Source organism: Microbacterium sp. MYb64 (assembly GCF_002979495.1).
Lineage (GTDB): Bacteria > Actinomycetota > Actinomycetes > Actinomycetales > Microbacteriaceae > Microbacterium > Microbacterium azadirachtae_A.
Map to the genome: position 1 here is coordinate 1 of NZ_PCOW01000014.1, position 19125 is coordinate 19125.

General features: G+C 71.7%; 19 protein-coding genes. 13 read left to right on the top strand and 6 right to left on the bottom strand.

The genetic code is table 11. The features are described from left to right. Together CQ044_RS12870 and CQ044_RS12875 are read left to right on the top strand one after the other, a co-directional pair. On the top strand, positions 1-471 hold a 471-nt coding region (locus CQ044_RS12870; protein ID WP_258133301.1), incomplete at its 5' end, for a DUF6421 family protein. A gap of 236 nt (positions 472-707) precedes the next feature. Further along, entirely contained in the window at positions 708-1409 is a 702-nt protein-coding gene (locus CQ044_RS12875) for an SDR family oxidoreductase (RefSeq protein WP_105688838.1), read from the top strand. On the opposite strand, the gene CQ044_RS12880 is transcribed toward CQ044_RS12875, so the two are convergent. Both CQ044_RS12880 and CQ044_RS12885 read right to left on the bottom strand, forming a co-directional pair. Next, the gene (locus CQ044_RS12880) at positions 1381-2106 is read right to left on the bottom strand and encodes a TMEM175 family protein (RefSeq protein ID WP_105688839.1); all 726 of its coding nucleotides are present in this window, start codon (positions 2104-2106) and stop codon (positions 1381-1383) included. The genes CQ044_RS12875 and CQ044_RS12880 overlap by 29 nt on opposite strands. Before the next feature lie 32 nt (positions 2107-2138). Next, positions 2139-3581, bottom strand: a complete 1443-nt coding sequence (locus CQ044_RS12885; RefSeq protein ID WP_105688840.1) for an MFS transporter — start codon at positions 3579-3581, stop codon at positions 2139-2141. Positions 3582-3680: 99 nt separating this feature from the next. Here CQ044_RS12885 and CQ044_RS12890 point away from each other — a divergent pair, with 99 nt between their 5' ends. Then, entirely contained in the window at positions 3681-4748 is a 1068-nt protein-coding gene (locus CQ044_RS12890; RefSeq protein WP_105688841.1) for a low specificity L-threonine aldolase, read from the top strand. Positions 4749-4782: 34 nt separating this feature from the next. Here the strand turns inward: CQ044_RS12890 and CQ044_RS12895 are convergent, their stop codons facing one another. After that, positions 4783-5403 carry an NUDIX hydrolase family protein gene (locus CQ044_RS12895; RefSeq protein WP_105688842.1) on the bottom strand — a complete coding sequence of 207 codons (621 nt, stop codon included), beginning with the start codon at positions 5401-5403 and terminating at the stop codon, positions 4783-4785. Between the two features lie 89 nt (positions 5404-5492). Between CQ044_RS12895 and CQ044_RS12900 the strand changes: the two genes are divergently transcribed. After that, positions 5493-6170, top strand: coding sequence for an alpha/beta hydrolase (locus tag CQ044_RS12900; RefSeq protein WP_105688843.1), 678 nt, complete (start codon positions 5493-5495; stop codon positions 6168-6170). On the opposite strand, the gene CQ044_RS12905 is transcribed toward CQ044_RS12900, so the two are convergent. Further along, positions 6134-6472: a hypothetical protein gene (locus CQ044_RS12905; protein WP_105688844.1), complete on the bottom strand. Its 339-nt coding sequence runs from the start codon at positions 6470-6472 to the stop codon at positions 6134-6136. The genes CQ044_RS12900 and CQ044_RS12905 overlap by 37 nt on opposite strands. 339 nt (positions 6473-6811) lie before the next feature. On the opposite strand from CQ044_RS12905, the gene CQ044_RS12910 reads away from it, so the two are divergent. Next, complete coding sequence (locus CQ044_RS12910; protein ID WP_105688845.1) at positions 6812-8491, top strand: ABC-F family ATP-binding cassette domain-containing protein; 1680 nt, start codon at positions 6812-6814, stop codon at positions 8489-8491. Between the two features lie 46 nt (positions 8492-8537). Next, positions 8538-8720: a PspC domain-containing protein gene (locus CQ044_RS12915; RefSeq protein ID WP_045272893.1), complete on the top strand. Its 183-nt coding sequence runs from the start codon at positions 8538-8540 to the stop codon at positions 8718-8720. 19 nt (positions 8721-8739) lie between these two features. Here the strand turns inward: CQ044_RS12915 and CQ044_RS12920 are convergent, their stop codons facing one another. Further along, on the bottom strand, positions 8740-9168 hold the full coding sequence (locus tag CQ044_RS12920) for a DUF6157 family protein (RefSeq protein WP_105688846.1): 429 nt from the start codon (positions 9166-9168) through the stop codon (positions 8740-8742). Positions 9169-9261: 93 nt separating this feature from the next. Between CQ044_RS12920 and CQ044_RS12925 the strand changes: the two genes are divergently transcribed. The 5 genes from CQ044_RS12925 (at position 9262) to CQ044_RS12945 (ending at position 16873) form a co-directional block, all read left to right on the top strand. Further along, entirely contained in the window at positions 9262-9732 is a 471-nt protein-coding gene (locus CQ044_RS12925) for a hypothetical protein (RefSeq protein WP_105688847.1), read from the top strand. A 91-nt stretch (positions 9733-9823) separates the two neighbouring features. Beyond that, on the top strand, positions 9824-14761 hold the full coding sequence (locus tag CQ044_RS12930) for a DEAD/DEAH box helicase (RefSeq protein WP_105688913.1): 4938 nt from the start codon (positions 9824-9826) through the stop codon (positions 14759-14761). 47 nt (positions 14762-14808) lie between these two features. Next, positions 14809-15588 carry an EI24 domain-containing protein gene (locus tag CQ044_RS12935; RefSeq protein WP_105688914.1) on the top strand — a complete coding sequence of 260 codons (780 nt, stop codon included), beginning with the start codon at positions 14809-14811 and terminating at the stop codon, positions 15586-15588. Beyond that, complete coding sequence (locus tag CQ044_RS12940) at positions 15581-16354, top strand: DNA-formamidopyrimidine glycosylase family protein (protein WP_105688848.1); 774 nt, start codon at positions 15581-15583, stop codon at positions 16352-16354. Before CQ044_RS12935 ends, CQ044_RS12940 begins: the two co-directional genes overlap by 8 nt. 111 nt (positions 16355-16465) lie before the next feature. Further along, a complete protein-coding gene (locus CQ044_RS12945; RefSeq protein WP_045272888.1) occupies positions 16466-16873 on the top strand; it encodes a transferase in 408 nt (135 codons plus the stop codon). 103 nt (positions 16874-16976) lie between these two features. On the opposite strand, the gene CQ044_RS12950 is transcribed toward CQ044_RS12945, so the two are convergent. Further along, positions 16977-17408, bottom strand: coding sequence for a hypothetical protein (locus CQ044_RS12950; RefSeq protein ID WP_045272887.1), 432 nt, complete (start codon positions 17406-17408; stop codon positions 16977-16979). An 85-nt stretch (positions 17409-17493) separates the two neighbouring features. On the opposite strand from CQ044_RS12950, the gene CQ044_RS12955 reads away from it, so the two are divergent. Both CQ044_RS12955 and CQ044_RS12960 read left to right on the top strand, forming a co-directional pair. Continuing rightward, on the top strand, positions 17494-18231 hold the full coding sequence (locus CQ044_RS12955) for a metalloregulator ArsR/SmtB family transcription factor (RefSeq protein ID WP_105688849.1): 738 nt from the start codon (positions 17494-17496) through the stop codon (positions 18229-18231). Then, positions 18228-19001 (top strand): LysR family substrate-binding domain-containing protein, encoded by a 774-nt coding sequence (locus CQ044_RS12960; protein ID WP_105688850.1) that lies wholly within the window; start codon positions 18228-18230, stop codon positions 18999-19001. The genes CQ044_RS12955 and CQ044_RS12960 overlap by 4 nt, the downstream gene beginning before the upstream one ends. Positions 19002-19125 lie beyond the last annotated feature (124 nt).

Here is a 19125-nt window from a genome sequence, read left to right on the forward strand (position 1 = left end):
CACCTCGTGCAGTACGCGGTGATCTTCGACCGCATCTTCCGCTTCTCGATCACCGGCAACCGCACCCGCAACTACGATGCGGTCGGCGGGCAACTGCTGTTCGCGTGGCTGCACCAGCGGGGCGTGCTGCACTGGACCGACACCGCCCTCGCGTTCGACTGGGACAACGTGCCCGACGCCGTCGTCGCCCTCGGAGACGCGATCGACGACCTGTACTGGCACTCGATCGACCGCCCCAAGATCGCGCACTGGCTCGCCGCGTACGAACTCGTCCGCGGCACCCTCACCCCGCACCCGGCCTCCCGGTGGGCCCGCGGCCTGTCCGACGACATCCTCGCCGGCGCCCCCAAGGGCTACACCGACGCCGTCCTCGACGACGAATTCCCCCTCTCCATGTTCTTCGAAACCCTCGACAAGAAGATGAAACCCATCATCGAATCGACCGTGGGGATCCGCGGCACCGACGACTGAGCTGTCCGCTGGGGGCGCTTCACACTGTTTTGGGGCGCGTCTCGCCACGGATTCGTGGTGAGACGCGCCCCAAAACGCATACTCACGCCCCAAACGAAGCCGGCGCTGCAACAATGGCGGCCAGATCGACCCGGCCAGATCCGATGACCGGACCCGAACAGGGTCGGAACCCGTGACCCGGCCAGATCCACCGGCCAGATCCACCGGCCCGAACCGATGACCATGGAGGAACCACGATGACCGTCAGCGGACGCACCGTACTTCTCGCGGGGGCCACGAGCCCCTCCGGCCTCACGATCGCGCGGGCCCTGATCGGCGCCGGCGCGCGCGTCGTCGCGGTCGGCAGGGACAAGGGCAAACTCGACGCACTCGCAGCCGCGGCGCACCCCGCCGTGGACGCCTCGGCGGAAACGGCGCACGGCTCGATCCGCGTGGAGAGCTGCTCCCTCACGAACGAGGCCGAGGTCGCGGCGCTCGCGACGCGCCTCGCCGAGGACGGCGAGCACATCGACGGCCTCGTGCCGCTGGTCGGCGGCTGGCGCGGCGGCGGCGGCCTCGCCGGGCAGACCGAGGAGGACTATCGCGCCCTTGAGCAGGCCTTCACCGCGGTGCGCGTGACGAGCCGCGCGTTCGACGCCGACCTGCGCGCATCCGAGGCCGGCCGGTTCGCGATCATCTCCTCGACCGCGGTCGCCCGCCCGCTCGCGGGAGGCGCGAACTACGCCGCCGTCAAGGCCGCGAGCGAATCCTGGACCCGTGCCGTCGCGCAGGGCTTCGCCAAGGCCGCTCGCGACGCGGAGCAGCCGCTGCGCGCGGCCGCCGTCGTGCTTCGCGTGCGCGGGCTCGACGACAGCATCGACAGGGTGGCGGCGCAGGTCGTGGAGCTGTGGGACGTCGACGCCGCCGAGCTCAACGATCGGGTGATCGACCTGGCCTGACGGGACGGATCCCCTCCCCCGCTTCGCGACGCGCCTTCGCCCGGCGACCGCCGCCCCTCCGTGCCAGGATCGCCTGCGCGGGTCCGGAGAGCAGCAGCAGGAACATCGCCGCGTAGCCGATGTCCGGCACCAGCACGGCGATGACGAGGGAGACCGCGAACAGGGTGCTCATGACGATCTCGGCGATGAGGCCGCCGCGCAGCGACGCCGGAGCGATGCGATGCAGCTGCGGATGTCCTCGCAAATACAGCCGGGTCCCGAGCATGAGCAGCGAAGAGGCGAGGAGCGCCCCGATGTAGAGCAGTTTCTGCACCGCGTCGTCGGGCAAGGAGCCGAGCATCGCGGTCGAGACCGGCAGCCAGACGATCGTGAACATCCAGCCCACCTGCAACCAGACGAGGGCGTTGGTCGCCTTCTCGACCCGGTCGAAAACACGATGGTGGTTCATCCAGAAGACCGCGATGATGAGGAAGCTCAGCGCGAAGCTGAACAGCTGCTTGTTCTCGCTCTGCACGTATTCCAGGGCGGTCTTGTGCTCCCGAGCGAACTCGGACACGTTCTCGAGCAGCGGCAGGATCAGCAGCGTCATCGCGATCGCGACGACCGCGTCCTCGAAGGCCTTCAGTCGCTCGGCGGAGAGCAGCGGACGGCTCGTCTCGACCGTCGCGCCCGGCGGATCCTCATCGGCTCGGCTCACTCCCGAATGCTCCCGTACCGGCCGGGATCCGGTCAAGGCGTCACGCTCGGAGTCGTCGGCGAAGCCCCCTCGACGGAGGTGCCCTCGGCGGGGGCGCCCTGCACAGGAGCGTCCTGCGCGTGGGTGCCCTGCACCGGGGCGTCCTGCACGGGAATGTCCTGCTCCGGCGCCTCTGCGTAGAGCAGGGTGAGCCTGCGGTACGAGCGGGTGAAGAACGCGAGGCCCCCGGCCAGGACCATGATGAGCCCCGCCCACAGGCAGATCAGGGCGATCCCCCGCGCCTCACCGTTCCCGAGCAACCATCCCCACTGCCGCTGTCCGGCATCGCCGTTCATGTACGGGATGATCAGGAACTCGGCCAGCGGGGCGATGAGGAACGCGGTGATCGGCGCGGCCGCCGCCTCCATCGCCGCCGCGACACCGAACACGCGCCCCTGCCGGGCGAACGGCACCACCTTCTGGATCACGGTCTGCTCCGCGGCTTCGACGGGTGGCACCAGCATCATGTAGAGCCACATTCCGACGACGTACAGCGGCCACCACTCCCGCAGCATGAAGATCGCACCGAGCAACCCCATCGCCATCACGAGCAGCAGCAGAGTGCGCATCGGCTTCGGCCCGAGGCCGAACTTTGCCACCAGCGCTCCGCCGATCAGGAACCCGGTGGAGGAGAAGGCGAGCGCGAACCCCCACGTCTGCGCGTCGAACAGCGTGAGGCCGTACGGATCCATGAGCGCCATGTAGACGCCCCCGATCAGGTTGTTGAAGGTGGAGAAGACGATCAGCGCGAACAGCCCCGGGGCCTGCCGGATCGCCCTCGCGCTGCCGCGGAAGTCGAGCGCACCGGGAGCATCGGGATCCCGCTGCGGGTGCCCCTCGGGAATACGCACGAACAGCAGGTGGACCAGAGTGAGGAGCATCGCCGCGATCGCGATCGCGAGGGTCCACCCCATGCCGAGGAAGCCGATCGCCAGGCCCGAGAACACGCTCGTGACGAGGAACGCGAGGCCCTGCACGGTGCCCACGAGGCCGTTCGCGTTCGCGTGCTTCTCGACGGGGACCAGCAGGGTCACGGTCGTGGAGAGGGCGATGCTGCGCAGCTGCTCGATCACTCCGCCGAACAGGATCACGCCCGAGAACAGCCAGAACCACGGACCGCTCAGATCCAGCAGCGACGCCTCGGGGCGCGCCAGGTAGAGGCCGCCCGCGACCAGGAAGGCCACGGCGGAGACGACGCTCGACAACACCATCACGGTGTGCTTGCGGTGACGGTCGACGATCGTGCCGAAGATCATCGAGAAGAACGCGATGAAGAGCATGTAGGCGCCGCCGATGACCCCGGTGGCGAGCACCGACCGGGTCTCGAGGTAGACCCAGAAGGTGAGCGCGAACCAGAGGAAGCTCGTCGTCACGTTGGCGATCAGCGTGTTGACGAGCACGCTCGCGAACGCCCGAGACGCGACGGTGCCCTTCATGGGTTCGAGCGTAGAACGGGCCTCGGACATGCGGAACCCCGGCGGCCGCAGGCGCGGCGGGCGGTCGGCGGGCGGGGCGCCGCGGAATAGACTCGTCGGGTGACCGTTCTGCACGACAAGGCCCTGCGCGGCTTCGCATCCGACAACTACTCCGGCATCCACCCCGAGGTGCTCGCGGCGATCGCGGAGGCCAATGACGGCCACCAGATCGCCTACGGAGAGGATCAGTACACCGAGCGGCTGCAGGAGGTCTTCCGGCAGCACTTCGGCGAGGGCGTCGAGGCCTTCCCCGTCTTCAACGGCACGGGCGCGAACGTCACCGGGCTGCAGGCGATGCTCCCCCGCTGGGGTGCGGTGATCGCGGCGACGACCGCGCACATCAACGTCGACGAGGGCGGGGCGCCGGAGCGCATCGGCGGCTTCAAGATCCTCTCCGTCCCCACCGAGGACGGCAAGCTCACGCCAGAGCTCGTCGACCGCGAAGCCTGGGGCTGGGGCGACGAGCACCGCGCCCAGCCGCTGGTCGTCTCGATCACGCAGTCCACCGAGGTCGGCACGCTCTACACCGCGGACGAGATCCGCACCCTGGCCGACCACGTGCACGCGCGCGGCATGAAGCTGCACCTCGACGGCGCCCGGCTCGCGAACGCCGCGGCCGCGCTGGACCTGCCGCTGCGCGCCTTCACCCGCGACGCCGGCGTCGACGTGCTGAGCTTCGGCGGCACCAAGAACGGCGCCATGCTGGGCGAGGCGATCGTCGTGCTCACCCCCGGCGCCGCCGACGGCCTGGTCTACTCCCGCAAGTTCAACATGCAGCTGGCCTCGAAGATGCGCTTCGTGTCCGCGCAGCTCATCGCGCTCCTCGAGGGCGACCTGTGGCTGCGCAACGCCCGCCGTTCCAACGCGATGGCGCAGCGGCTGCGCTCCTCGCTCGAGGCGGGCATCGCCGACGGATCCATCCAGGGCGTGGGCTTCACCCAGCAGACGCAGTCGAACGGGGTCTTCGCCACCCTGCCCGACGGTGTCGCCGACCGCCTGCGCGAGACCGTCCGGTTCTACGACTGGGATGCCGCGCGCAACGAGGTGCGCTGGATGTGCGGCTTCGACACGGCGGAGGCGGACATCGACGCGCTGGTCGCGCTCGTCGCGCAGGAGACCAGCCGCTAGGGGTACTGGCGTCCCCTCGAACCGCGTCCCGGGCTCAGCGCAGCAGGCCGAGGTGCGCGAGCGCCTGTCGGATGAGCGTGCCGCGGCCGCCCTCCATCTCGGCGGCGAGCGCATCGCTCGCGGCGTCCTCTGGGCTGAACCAGGTCACCTCGAGCGCGTCCTGACGCGGCTCGCAGGTGCCGGTCACCGGCACCACGAACGCGAGCGACACCGCGTGCTGCCGGTCGTCGTGATACGCGCTCACCCCGGGGATCGGGAAGTACTCGGCCACCGTGAACGGCGCGGGCGACGGCGGCAGCATCGGGAAGGCCATCGGCCCGAGGTCGTTCTCCAGGTGCCGGAACAGCGCGTCGCGGACGGTCTCGCCGTAGCGCACGCGTCCCGAGACGATCGTCCGCGTCATCTCGCCCAGGGGCGTCGCGCGCAGCAGGATCCCGATGTCGGTGACCACACCGGATCCGTCGGTGCGCACCGGCACGGCTTCGACGTAGAGCATCGGCAGGCGACGTCGCGCCTGGGCGAGTTCGAAGTCCGTCAACCACCCGGGGTTCGCCCCTCCTGAGGCCCCGAGGCCGTCGAGGCCGCCGGGCAGGCCGGACAGCGCGTCGGGGAGACCGTCGTCGGCCGGATCGGGGTCGGGTGTGCGTACCGCCATGGTCTCTTTCTACCAGCGTCTGCGATGTGCGCCGAGTGCGAGCCCCGATCCGGGGACGGGACGTCGCCGGCCTGGGGCAGGATGGAGCCATGGCCGAACCCGTGGAGATCGATCGCGCAGCGGTGCGCTGGGCGCGACAGGACGAGGCGCTGCCGCTGCTCGTCCTCCTGCACGGCTACGGATCCGATGAGCGGGACCTGTTCTCGCTCGTGCCGTTCCTGCCCGAGGGCGTGACCGTGGCGTCGCTGCCGGCGCCGCTGGGCGCCCCGTGGCCGATGCCAGGACGCTCCTGGTACCCGATCGACGAGCTGGAGCGGCGGGACCCCGCCTCGGTGACCGCCGCCGCGGAGGCCGTGCTCCGCTGGCTCGACACGGAGGCGGCTGACGCCCCGTCGATCGCGCTGCTCGGCTTCTCCCAGGGCGCCTCGGTGGCGCTCCAGACGGCCCGCGAGGATCCCGCGCGGATCGCCGCGGTCGTGAGCCTGAGCGGCTACGCGGCCCCCGGCGACCTCCCGGGCGACGCCGCGCTGCGCGAGCGCCGCACCCCGGTGTTCTGGGGCCGCGGTTCGAGGGACGACGTCATCCCTCCCGCCCTCATCGTGCACACCGCGCAGTGGCTCCCGGAGCACTCGGAGCTGACCGGGCGCGTGTATCCGGGCCTCACGCACAGCGTGTCGGAAGAGGAGCTGGGCGACGCCCGGCGCTTCCTCGACGGGTGGCTGGACAGCCTTCAGGCCCCGGCGCCAGAGGATCCGCTCGACGGCTGATCGGGCTGGTCTCCCGGGAGGTCGCGGCCAGAGGCGTCGGCATCGCGTGCGTCCACCGGCCCGGCGTCCGTCCCGCCTTCGGCCTCCGCCCTGCGCCGCTGCTCGTCCCGCTGCATGCGCGTGCCCGCTGCTGTGAACGCCACCATGACCGCGGCGCCGATCACGAGTCCGAGAGCGATCCCGGTGCCCATGTTGTTCAGACCGGCGCCGAGCGCCACACCGACGCCCATGCCGATCGCGAGACCGGCGCCGAGGCCCACGCGGCGCATCGTCTCGCCGGATCCCGGCCGCTGCTCTTCCATGCCTCCAGGCTAGATCGCCTCAGGAGTGCGGGCATCCGCCGCAGGACGGATCCTGATCCGGCCGGGTCCGTTGACACCGCAGATGCGACACGCCCGGGTTGCACGAATCCAGGGCGCCCGGTATCGTCGTCCGGGTCCTGTCCGCCGCGTAAGGAAGTCCCTTGATCTGAGTCGTCGCCTCCGCGTTCCATCCACGCGCTGATCCGACACTCCTTCCTGCCCGCTTGTTCCGGCACAGGCATCTCCGGTCCCTGAGATCCGTCCTCTTCGCGACGACTCCTCTCTCCGCACAAGACCGATCGGCCTCAGCGCACCCCGAACACCTTCTGGGAGCCGCCCATGTCATTCCTCACCCCCTCCTCCGCGGTCGTGCTCGACCGCGTCACCTTCACCTGGCCCGACGGGTCCACCGCGCTCGACAGCGTGTCCGGCGCCTTCGGCGCAGGCCGCACCGGCCTCGTCGGACGCAACGGATCCGGCAAGTCGACGCTGCTCCGCCTCATCGCGGGCGAGCTGACGCCGACGTCCGGGCACATCACCGCGACCGGCGAGGTGGCGTACCTGCCGCAGCGCCTCACGCTCGACACGCACGCCCGCGTGGCCGAGCTCCTCGGCGTGGCCGGCGCGCTCGACGCGGTCCGCGCGATCGCGGCGGGCGATGTCGACCCCGCCCGTTTCGACGAGGTCGGCGACGACTGGGACGTCGAGGCCCGCGCCGAGGCGGCGCTGGCCGAGGCGGGTCTGGATCCGTCGTTCCTCGACCGCACCGTCGGCGAGCTCTCGGGCGGGGAGGCGGTGCTCGTCGCGATCGCCGGGATCCGCGCGCATCGTGCGCCGATCACGCTGCTCGACGAGCCGACCAACAACCTCGACCGCGACGCGCGGGCGCGGCTCGGCGAGATGGTGCGCTCCTGGCGGGGCACCCTCGTTGTGGTCAGCCACGACGTCGCGCTGCTCGAGCTCATGGACGACACCGCCGAGCTGTATGGCCGCGAGCTCAGCGTCTTCGGCGGCCCCTATTCGGAGTGGCGCACGTGGCTGGATACCGAGCAGGAGTCCGCGAAGCAGGCCGAGAGGGATGCCAAGCAGGCCTTCAGGAAGGAGAAGCGACAGCGCATCGAAGCCGAGCTGAAGCTCGCGACCCGCTCGCAGATGGCGAAGAAGGCCTTCGAGGAGAAGCGCGTGCCGAAGATCGTCGCGAACGGCCGCAAGATGGCGGCGCAGGTCTCGGCCGGCCGGCTCCGCACCGAGGTCGCCGAGAAGGAGGGCACGGCGCGCGACGCCCTCGACGCGGCAGGGCATCGGATCCGCAACGACGCCACGATGAAGATCGAGCTGCCCGATCCCGGCGTCTCCCGGAGCCGACGCATCGCGACCCTCGGAGACGCCGAGAGGTTCTGGACGATCCAGGGCCCCGAGCGCGTCGCGCTGATCGGACGCAACGGAGTGGGCAAGACGACGCTGCTCCGGCGACTCGTCGACGGGGCCGGCTCCGCGGATCCGGGTGCGGATCCGGTCGCGGATCCTGCCCCGCCGGATCCTGCCTCCGTGCCCGAGATGTCCGCCCTCAGCGGCGTCCCGCACACGGACCGGATCGGGTACCTGCCGCAGCGGATCGACGGTCTCGACGAGACCGCGACCGTGGTCGAGAACGTCGCGGCGCGTGCTCCGGAGATCCCGGAGAAGGAGCTGCGCAACCGACTCGCCCGGTTCCTGATCCGCGGTTCCGCCATGGACCGGCAGGTGGGAGCGCTGTCCGGCGGGGAGCGCTTCCGGGTCGCGCTGGCGACCCTGCTGCTGGCCGACCCCGCGCCGCACCTCGTGGTGCTCGACGAGCCGACGAACAACCTGGACCTCGACACCGTGGATCAGGTCGTGCAGGCGCTCCGTGCCTACCGCGGGGCGGTGCTGGTCGTGAGCCACGACGACGCGTTCCTGCAGCGCCTGGACCTGGATCTGACGCTGGAGCTCGACTCGGACGGCGCCCTCTCCGAGGTCGCGCTGTCTCCCCACCCGTGAGGGCCTGATCCAGCGGCCGTCCAGGACGCGGGGGCAGGATGTGGGCATGAGCACCCTCGTCCGCCCCCGCAAGGGCCGCATCATCGCCGGCGTCTGTGCCGCGCTCGCCCACAGGTTCGGCTGGCCCGTCCTCCTCATGCGCCTGCTCGCCATCGTCCTGATGGTGTTCGCAGGGCTGCCGCTGTGGGTCTACATCGTGCTCTGGATCCTCATCCCCAAGGAGAAGTGAGCCCGCAGGGGTCTCGGTTTCAGGCGCGCCTCGCCCGCATCGCGCGGGTGTGGCCGAGCGTCGGATCCGCCGCGAGGAGCGCGTACTCCTCGGACTCGCGAGGCACCAGCGTGACCCGTCCTTCGGCGTCGCTGAGGACGCCCCAGCCGTAGCGCTTGCCGAGCGGCGAGGCTCGAAGGCAGGCCTGCCCCTTCGAGAAGAACTCGTCCCGTGCCTCACCATCCGCGGGGTCGATGCCTCGGCGCAGCGCCCAGGTGGAGAAGATGACGTCGTCGGAGGTCCGCTCGAAAGGGTGCTCCGCGATCATCCGGTAGTGCAGCGCCCCGATCGTCGGGACGGTCCCTGAGCTCGCCGAAGAGCCTGCGGGCGGTTCCTGCGCGTGGTCCGTCGGGCAGTCCTCGGCCACCTCGATGAACGTGCTCGTGTAGTTCGTGGTGTGCTCGGCCATGCATCCATGCTCGCACCGTGCCGGGACGGAGGGCTTGGAGATCCGCGACAGGATCCGAGCACGGGCTCACCGCCCGCCGGGTAGCGTCAAGGCATGGAGCCCGCAGACCCGTCCGCCCGTCCGCGGCTCAGCGCACGGGCGGCCTCCGCCCTGTCCACGACCGCATGGATCGTCGCCGCGCTCACGTGGGTCGTCGCCTCGGGCGCGACGCTGCGCTACCTGCACACCGAGGCGAGCATCGTCAGCATCGTCTGGATCCTCATCGCCGTCGTCTGCGCCGTGCTCGCCGTCGTCGTCGATGTCCTGACCCGTCGCGTGCGCGGCACCGGCCCGGGGGCCGTCACGCTGCGCGCACTCGGCAGCGCCGTCACCGGCCTGTCCCTCGGGTTCGCGATCGCAGACGCGGTGATGGTCAGCCGCGGCTATGCGGAGCCGAAGGGGTACCTGCTCGCGATGGCCGCCCTGGTGCCGACGCTGCTCGGCCTACTGATCTTCTTCGCCCCCGGGATGCGGGAGCGCTCCCGCCGAGCACGCCACGAACGCGGAGGTCAGCAGGAGCGCTGAGGGGGATGCGCCTTCGCCTCGAGTGTTCCGGGCCGTTGCGCCCAAGGCGGATCCGATCCCGAATGTCCGCGGCAGCCGCGAAGATGGACGGATGAGCGACGCTCCGACCGGCTCAGCGCATCGCGTGCTCGACCGCTTCACCCCCGCGACCCAGGACTGGTTCCGCGGGGCGTTCACCGCACCCACCCCGGCGCAGGCGGGGGCGTGGGAGGCGATCTCGGGCGGGAGGCATGCGCTCGTCGTCGCGCCGACCGGGTCGGGCAAGACGCTGTCGGCCTTCCTCTGGGCGATCGACCGGGTGTTCCGCGAGCGCACCGCCGAGGGTGCTGCGCCCGAAGCTCCTGCCGCTGACGAAGCCGCCCCCGCTCACCAGGCTCCCGCGCGTCCCGCGAAGAAGCGCCCTTCGGCGAAGAAGGACGCCGAGCGCCCCGGACGCACCCGGATCCTCTACATCTCGCCGCTCAAGGCCCTCGGCGTCGATGTGGAGCGCAACCTCCGCTCGCCGCTCATCGGCATCGGGCAGTCCGCCCGTCGGCTCGGGATCCCTGCACCCTCCGTGACGGTGGGCGTGCGCTCGGGCGACACGACCTCGTCGGACCGCCGCCGCCTGGTCGTGGATCCGCCGGACATCCTCATCACCACGCCCGAATCGCTGTACCTCATGCTCACGAGCCGGGCCGGCGACACCCTGCGCGACGTGCACACGGTCATCATCGACGAGGTGCACGCGGTCGCCGCGACCAAGCGCGGCGCCCATCTCGCGGTCAGCCTCGAACGGCTCGACCAGCTGCGCCGCGCAGCCGGGGCCGAGGCCCCCGTGCAGCGCATCGGCCTCAGCGCGACCGTGCGCCCGATCGACGAGGTGGCGCGGTTCCTCGGGGGCGCACAGCCCGTCGAGATCGTGGCGCCTCCCGCCTCGAAGACCTTCGATCTGCAGGTCGTGGTGCCGATCGAGGACATGCTCAACCCTCCCCCGCCGCCCGGCACCGACGAGACCCCCCGACCGGCCGGCGCCGAGCGCGCGGACGACTTCGGCGCGGACGCGTTCGGCGAGAACACCGAGATGACGGGATCCGTCTGGCCGCACGTCGAAGAGGCGATCGTCGACAAGATCCTGCAGAACCGCTCGACGATCGTGTTCGCCAATTCGCGCCGCCTCGCCGAGCGGCTCACCGGGCGGCTGAACGAGATCTACAGCGAACGGATCGGACTCGACCTGCCGGCGGCCACCCTTCGACAGGCTCAGGGACCACCCGCGGCCATGATGGCGCAGGCCGGTTCGACCGCCGGAGCGGATCCGGTGCTCGCCAAGGCGCACCACGGCTCGGTCTCCAAGGAGCAGCGGGCGATCGTCGAGGAGGAGCTCAAGTCGGGCGTGCTGCGCTGCGTCGTCGCGACGAGCAGCCTCGAGCTCGGCATCGACATGGGCGCTGTCGACCTCGTGATCCAGGTGGAGGCCCCGCCCTCCGCCGCATCCGGACTGCAGCGCGTGGGTCGCGCGGGACACCAGGTCGGCGAGATCAGCCGTGCCTCGCTGTTCCCCAAGCACCGCGGCGACGTGCTGCACACCGCGATCGTCACCGAGCGCATGCTCGCGGGACAGATCGAGGCGATCAGCGTGCCGCGGAATCCCCTCGACATCCTCGCGCAGCAGACCGTCGCCGCCTGCGCGCTGGACCCCCTCGACGTGGAGCAGTGGTTCGACACGGTGCGCCGGAGCGCGCCCTTCGCCGCGCTCCCCCGTTCGGCGTACGAGGCAACCCTGGATCTGCTCGCCGGGCGCTTCCCCTCCGACGAGTTCGCCGAGCTGCGCCCGCGCCTCGTCTGGGATCGCGATGCCGGCACGCTCACCGGACGCCCCGGCGCGCAGCGGATCGCGGTCACGAGCGGCGGCACGATCCCCGACCGCGGGCTCTTCGGCGTCTTCGTCGCCGGGGAGACGACCGGCGCGCGCGTCGGCGAACTCGACGAGGAGATGGTCTACGAGTCGCGGGTCGGCGACGTGTTCACTCTCGGCACCACGAGCTGGCGGATCGCCGAGATCACGCACGACCGGGTCAACGTGATCCCGGCCTACGGGCAACCGGGCAAGGTGCCGTTCTGGCACGGCGACGGCCTCGGTCGCCCGTTCGAGCTCGGCGAGGCCCTCGGCGTCTTCAACCGCGAGGTGCAGGGCGCGACGCCCGAGAAGGCGCGGGAGCGGCTCAGCGCCGCCGGGCTCGACGACCGCGCGCAGGCGAACCTGCTCGCGCACCTGAACGAGCAGAAGGAGTCGACGGGCACGCTGCCCACCGACCGCGCGCTGACCGTCGAGCGCAGCCGCGACGAGATCGGCGACTGGCGCGTGATCCTGCACTCGCCCTTCGGGCAGAAGGTCCATGCGCCGTGGGCCCTGGCCGTGAACGCCCGCATCCGCGAGCGCCTCGGGGTCGAGGGGTCGGCGGTCGCGAGCGACGACGGCATCATCGTCCGTGTGCCGGACGCCGACGCGGAGCCGCCCGGCGCCGAGCTGTTCGTCTTCGAGCCCGACGAGCTCGAGCGGATCGTGACCGACGAGGTGGGCGGATCCGCGCTGTTCGCCTCGCGCTTCCGCGAGTGCGCGGCGCGCGCCCTGCTCATGCCGCGGATGAACCCCAACCGGCGCACTCCGCTGTGGCAGCAGCGGCAGCGCTCGGCGCAGCTGCTCGAAGTCGCCCGCAAGCACCCGACGTTCCCGATCATCCTAGAGACGCTGCGCGAGGTGCTGCAGGACGTCTACGACCTGCCCTCGCTGCGGCGTCTCGCGACCGGCATCGCGGAGCGGCGCATCCGGCTCGTCGAGGTGCAGACCGCCCAGCCCTCGCCCTTCGCCCGCGACCTGCTGTTCGGCTACGTCGGCGCCTTCATGTACGAGGGCGACTCCCCGCTCGCGGAGCGCCGGGCCGCCGCGCTGTCGGTGGATCCGGCCCTGCTGGGCGAGCTGCTCGGCACGGTCGAGCTGCGCGAACTGCTGGACCCGGAAGTCATCGCCCAGTTCGAGCGCGAGGCGCAGAGGCTGGATCCGTCCCGCCGTGCGCGCGGCGTCGAGGGCGTCGCGGATCTGCTGCGCCTGCTCGGACCGCTCGACGCGGGCGAGGTCGCAGCGCGGCTCGAACCGGCCGATACACCCGACGCCCCTCGTCTCGCTTCGCTCGCTCAGGGACCGGAAGCCGACCGGTCCCTGAGCGAGGAGCGCAGCGACGAGACGAAGGGCGTGGCCGAGGCCGCCGCCCACCTCGACGCCCTGGTCGACGCCCGCCGCGCGATCGAGGTCACGATCGGCGGCGTCCGCAGGGTCGCCGCGATCGAGGACGCGGGCCGACTCCGCGACGCGCTGGGCGTGCCGCTTCCCGTCGGGATCCCCGTGGCGTTCCTGGAGCCGGTCGCGGATCCGCTCGGCGATCTCGTGGCCCGGCATGCGCGCACGCACGGCCCCTTCCTCGGATCCGCCGTCGCCGCCCGCTTCGGACTCGGATCGGCGATCGTGCGGCAGACGCTGCAACGGCTCGAGGCCGACGGGCGCGTCACGAGCGGATACTTCCTGCCGGATCCTCCGAGCGCCTCCGAGGCGGGGGCCCGCGCATCCGCGACGTCCGCAGGCCCGGATGAGACGGAGTGGTGCGACACCGAGGTGCTGCGGCGGCTGCGGATGCGCTCGCTGGCAGCCATCCGCGGCAGCGTCGAGCCCGTGTCGCCCGCCGCATTCGCGCGCTTCCTTCCGGAGTGGCAGCACCTCGCGCGGCCGCTCGAGGGCATCGACGGGGTCGCGACCGCGATCGAACAGCTCGCCGGCGTGCCGATCCCGGCGAGCGCCTGGGAGTCGCTGGTCCTGCCGCAGCGCGTGCGCGACTACACGCCCGCGATGCTCGACGAGCTGACCAGCTCCGGGGAGGTCGTCTGGGCCGGCCACGGAGCCCTCCCCGGTCGCGACGGCTGGGTCTCCCTGCACCCCGCGGATCTCGCGCCGTTCACAGTGCCGTTCGCCGAGGAGGCGCCGGAGCCGGGATCCCTCGAAGCCCAGCTGCTCGCCGCGCTCGCCTCGGGCGGCGCATGCTTCGCCGCGCAGCTGCGCGAAGCCATCGCGTCGCCCGATCAGCCGGCTCCGCCTGGAGGCGCCGAGAACGAGGCCTCCGTGGTCGAGGCGCTCTGGAACCTCGCGTGGTCGGGCCACGTCACGAACGACACCTTCGCCCCGATCCGCGCGCTCCTGAGCGGCGGCAACCAGGCGCACAAGGTCGCGCGCCGCGCCCCCCGCGCACGCACCTTCCGGGGCATGTCGCTCGCGCGGCCCACCTCCGCGCCGCGTCCGCTGAACGTCGGAGGGCGCTGGTCGCTGCTGCCGGAGGCGGAGACGGATCCGGCCCGGCGCGCCACGGTCTCGGCGGGCCTGCTGCTGGACCGCTACGGCGTCGTCACGCGCGGATCCGTGCAGTCGGAGGGCCTGCCGGGCGGCTTCGCCCAGGCCTACCGGGTGCTCGCGGGGTTCGAGGAGGCGGGGCACTGCCGGCGCGGCTACGTGATCGAGAGGCTCGGCGCAGCCCAGTTCGCGGCCTCGGCCACGATCGACCGGCTCCGCACCTTCTCCGGGCTCGCCGATCCCCCTCCGCGGATCGCGCGCACGCTCGCCGCGACCGACCCGGCCAACCCGTACGGGGCGGCGCTCGGCTGGCCGCGGCGGGACGGTGCCGGCACGGCCGCAGGCGCGGTCTCGCACCGGCCCGGCCGCAAGGCCGGCGCCCTGGTCGTGCTGGTCGACGGAGCTCTCGCGCTCTACCTCGAGCGCGGCGGCAAGACGGTGCTCGCCTTCACGGACGACGAGGAGGAGCTGCGCGCAGCCACCGCCGAGCTCGCGGCGACCGCGAAGGCGCGGCGGCTGGAGACGCTCACGGTCGAGAAGGTGAACGGAGACGGGATGTACGGCACGGCCGGTGGATCCCTGCTCGGCCGGCTGCTGCAGGGGGCCGGGTTCGTCGCCACTCCGCGCGGCTACACGCTGCGGAAGACCCTATGAGCCGAGCCGGATCCTCGACCACCGGGCAGGACGCATACCCTGGTGGCATGATCCGCGAGTTCGCTGCGGGATTCGGCACCCTGGTGCGCGGATTCGGCCTGTGGCGCACGCACCCGCGCCTGCTCGCGCTCGGACTCATCCCGGCCGCGATCAGCTTCCTCGTGCTCGCGGCGGCGCTGATCCCGCTGGGCTTCTCCCTCGGCGGGATCACGGCCTGGATGACGCCCTTCGCCGACGGCTGGATCGCCGGATGGCGAGACGCGTTGCGCATCGCGCTCGGCATCGTGGTCTTCATCGCGGCGGCGGTCCTGTCCGGACTGGTGTTCACCGCGCTCACGCTCACGATCGGCGACCCGTTCTACCAGCGCATCTGGCGCGAGGTGGAGCGATCGCTGGGAGGCGGGGAACCGACCGGCGAGACCGGCTTCTGGAGCACCGTCGGCGAGGGCCTGCGCCTGATCCTGCTCGGCGCGCTCGTCGCGCTGCTCACCCTGGTCCTGGGCTTCATCCCGCTCGTGGGTGGCGTGCTCGCGTCCGTGGTCGGGGTGCTGCTGTCGGGACGGCTGCTCGCGCGGGAGCTGACGGGACGGGCCTTCGACGCCCGCGGTCTCGACCACGACGCCCGGCTGCGACTGCTCGGCGCAGGGCGCGCGCGCGTTCTCGGCTTCGGCGTCGCCACCCAGCTCTGTTTCATGGTCCCGCTCGGCGCGGTCGTCACGATGCCCGCGGCCGTCGCCGGATCCACGATGCTGGCCCGTGCCCTGACCGATCGCGCCGTCGACGCTGGATCCGCAGACCCCAGAGGGGAGGCGACCGCGCATGCCTGAGGGCGACACCGTCTACCGCGTGGCGCACCGTCTCGACGACGCGCTGCGCGACGGCGTGGTCACCCGCTTCGACCTGCGGGTGCCGGAGCTTGCGACCGCCGACCTCACCGGGTCCGTCGTGCACGCCGTGGTGCCGCGCGGCAAGCACATCCTGATGAGGATCGGCGACTCGACGCTCCGCTCGCACCTGCGCATGGACGGCGCCTGGCACCTGTACCGGCCCGGCGAGCGCTGGCGGGCTCCCGGCTACACCGCCCGCGCGATCGTGAGCACCGCGGACGCGGAGGCGGTCGGCTTCGACGTCTCGATGCTGGCGCTCGTGCCCACCGCGCAGGAGGACGCGCTCGTCGCGCACCTCGGACCGGATCCGCTGGGCGCCGACTGGGACCTCGCCGAAGCGGCGCGCCGCCTCGGCGCCGACCGGCGCCCGATCCACGTCGCACTGCTCGACCAGCGCAACGTCGCGGGATTCGGCAACGAGTACGCCGCGGAGCTGCTGTTCCTGCGCGGAGTGCGCCCCACGACGCCCGCGACAGACGTCGACGTCACCGCCCTGCTGGAGCTCGGGGCGCGCACGATCCGCGCCAACCGCGATCGCCTCGACCGCACGTTCACCGGCGTCGCCCAGCGCGGTCGGACGACCTGGGTCTACGGACGGGCGCACCGCACCTGCCGGCGCTGCGGCGCGCTCATCGAGAGCGGCGAGCTCGGCGCGGATCCGACCGAGGAGCGCCGCACCTTCTGGTGCCCCCGCTGCCAGCGCTGACCCGCGTCACGGCGCGTGCACGACACGCGCGAAGTGTGTGCACGGGAATAGATCCGCCGCCGTCACGGTTGCAGATGTATCCGGGGAAAGTCCCGGGCACGGGAGGTTTTCGTGGGCAAGAACTACGTCGACATCGAGGACGGCCAGGGCGGCACGCTGCGCTATCGCAAGCACGCCAACGGCCGCGGCCTCATCGCGCACGGTGCCAAGGTGCACCCGCAGGCGGTCGTGGAAGCGGGCGCCTACGTCGAACCGCGCGCGAAGGTCGGGGCCGGAGCGCGCGTCGCGCGCGGAGCCTGGATCGAACCCGACGCGGTCGTGGGCGTGAACGCCCGGATCGAGGCCCATGCCCATATCGGGCAGGGGGCCGTGATCGGGGACGGCGCCAGCATCGGCGTCCGCACCGAGGTCGGCGCCGGAGCGCACATCGCGCGCGGCGCCCGCATCGGGGATGACGAGATCATCGCCGCCGGCATGACGCTGGATACCGATCGCAAGGGGCTCTGGCTCGCCGCCTGAGCCGCGCAGGCTCAGCCGCGCAGCTCGCGGAGGACCACGCCTCCGCACTCGCACGCACGGAGAAGGCGCGCGTCCCCTGGGCGCGCGCCTTCTCCGTCTGCCTTCAACGGGTGCGGTCGCTCTTGCGTCCTGCGGCCAGGCTGGACAGGGCGAGCGCGCCCACGAGCAGTCCGAAGTCGCGCAGCGCGATATCGAGGTACCCGCCGACGCTGACGAGGCTCACGATGATGCCGAGCAGCCATAGCGCGACGACGTAGCCGCCGATCCGCGGCAGGAACGCGACCAGGATCCCCGCGACGATCTCGACGGCACCGACGATGTACATGAAGGTGTGCGCGTCCATGCCGATCATGCCGTTCATCCAGGGAGCCAGGTACACCTCCCAGTCAGGCTTGAGAACCCGCACGAACTTGTCGAGTCCGAACAGGATCGGCGCGACGGTGAAGACGGTCCGCAGCAGCAGGAAGGCCTGCCGGTATCCGTCCTGCAACAGCGGAGGACGGGCCACGGTCTTGGTCTGGGTCGAGGTGGTCATGACAGCTCCCTTCTAAATGTGTATTTCCTTAAAATTAGAACTCTCACTCTCTAAAATCAAGAGAATCTTCAGTTAGAGTGTGGGCATGAGCATCTCGGAGCAGGCGGCGGGGATCGGCGCGCTGGCCGATCCCACTCGGCGGGCGCTGTACGAGCACGTGATCGCGCAGCCCGATGCCGTGACGCGGGAGAGCGCCGCCGACGCCGTCGAGGTTCCCGTGCATGTCGCGCGCTTCCAGCTCGACCGCCTCGTCGAACTGGGGCTCCTCGACGTCGAGTTCCGCCGGCTCACCGGTCGTTCCGGTCCGGGCGCGGGGCGTCCCGCCAAGCTCTACCGGCGCGCGGCGCAGACGATCGCGGTATCACTGCCGCCGCGGCACTTCGATCTCGCGGGGCATCTGCTCGCGCGCGCCATCGAGCGCTCCGCCGACGGCACCCCGATCGATGCCGCCCTGCGCGATGTCGCGCGCACCGAGGGCGACGCCTATGGCGCACGGATCCGCGCCGATCCCGCACCGGTTCCGGCGGACGACCGACCCGACGAGCATCTCGAGCTGGACCGGATGCGGCACGCCCTGGCGGGCCAGGGCTACGAACCGCGGTCGGTCGATGACGCCGTCGTGTTGGCGAACTGCCCGTTCCACGACCTCGCCCGCGCCCACACCGACCTCATCTGCGGCATGAACCACGCCTATGTCTCGGGTGTCGCGGAGGGCCTCGGCTGCCGCCACGTCGAAGCACGGCTGGATCCCGCCGCCGCGCGGTGCTGCGTCGTCATCAGCGCAGGGAATCCCGAGCACCCGGCCGGTACGCTGAACCCATGAGCAGGCGAGGCGCATCCGGACGCAAGCCCGCGGTGCGCTCCGCGAAGGGCGGCGCTCGCAGCACCGCCGGCGGTCCGGCCGCCAAGGGCAAGAACGGCGGGAAGCCCGCCGGGAAGTCCGCACCGCGCGGCAAGAAGGCGGAGAAGGTCGTCTTCGACGCCCCGACCACGGTCGATGAACCCCGCGCCCTGCGCCTCGGGGCGGTCCCCGGCGCGACCCCGGGACGCTGGATCGACACCTGGAAGGAGCGGATGCCGCTGGTCGCCCTCGAGCTCGTGCCGATCCCGTTCGCCGCACAGCGCACCGCCCTGACCGAGGGCACCGTCGACCTCGCGCTCGTACGCGGGCCGTTCGACAAGGACGGCATGCACGCCATCCCCCTCTACGAGGAGCTCCCCGTCGTGATCGCCGGGGCCGAGTCGCATCTGCTCGCCGCCGAGGAGCTCTCCCCCGCAGACCTGGAGGGCGAGACGCTGCTCACCACGCGCGAGGACGTGCTGGGCGACCTCGGCCTTCCGACCGTCCCGTCTCGGATCCCTCCGCTCGAGACCGTCGAGGCTGCCGTCGAGACCGTCGCCTCCGGCGTCGGAATACTCATCGCGCCGATGTCCCTCGCACGCCTGCATCACCGCAAGGACGTCGACTACCGGATCCTCCGCGACGCACCGGTCTCCCCGGTGCTGCTGGCCTGGCCGGCCGCGGCGACCACGCCCGACATCGAGGCGTTCGTCGGCGTCGTGCGAGGCCGCCGCGCCACCTCGTCCCGCTGAGTCGGCGGGAGAGACGAAACACGGCGCCCTTCGTCTCGCTGCGCTCGCTCAGGGACCGGAAGGTACCCGGTCCCTGAGCGAGGAGCGCAGCGACGAGACGAAGGGCGCTCGACGACCGGGTGAG